Source organism: Staphylococcus sp. GDY8P120P (genome assembly GCF_017892065.1).
Classification (GTDB): Bacteria; Bacillota; Bacilli; order Staphylococcales; family Staphylococcaceae; genus Staphylococcus; species Staphylococcus nepalensis.
Window position 1 is genome coordinate 1 of sequence record NZ_JAESKI010000037.1, and the last position, 744, is coordinate 744.

At 35.1% G+C, this 744-nt stretch carries 1 protein-coding gene; it reads right to left on the minus strand.

The genetic code is table 11. From position 1 onward, the window contains the following. A partial coding sequence (locus KA900_RS14270) for a zinc-binding dehydrogenase (RefSeq protein WP_210139775.1) occupies positions 1–744 on the minus strand: 744 nt, incomplete at both ends.

Consider the following 744-nt stretch of genomic DNA (forward strand, 5'->3'; position numbering starts at 1 on the left):
CAATATCATTTAACTCAATTTCATCAGTAACGACGTCTTTTACTTTTAAATTACCTTCGTTAATTAAGTCTATTGTTTGTTGAAATGTAGTAGGTGTATAAGCAATCGTCGAAGTAAGTTTTACACCTGTATTCGTTAATTGCATTGGATTCCATTCAATAGGATGGCCGAATATAGAAACTATAACAACAATACCTCTTGCTTTAGTAACATCTATTGCAGATTTAAGTGTTGGCGCTACACCAGCTACCTCAAATGCTACATCAACGCCATTATCAGTGTATTTACTAATAATATCACTTGGGTTTGATTCACCAGAATTTATCGTATGAGTAGCACCTACTGATTTAGCTTTATTAAGTCGCTCTTCCGATAAATCGAAAACAAATATTTTGCTAGCACCAGCTGCTTTGGCTGCTATAGTTGTTAATAAACCGATTGGCCCTGCTCCAAAAATAGCAACAGTATCGCCAAATAGAACTTCGCCTTCTTTAATTGCTTGAACTGCAACAGCCGTCGGTTCTACAAGGGCGCCTTCTTTATCAGAAACATTATCTGGTAATTTATAAACATTCTCTTCTGGGGCGTTTGTAAATTCTGCAAATCCACCATCAGAACCTAAGCCTATAAATGAATAACCATCATAAAGAACAATATTTACTTCTTTTTCACGATTTGAAACTGTAGGATTAAAGACAACACGATCGCCTTTATTAAATTTTGTAACCTTAGAACCAATATCAT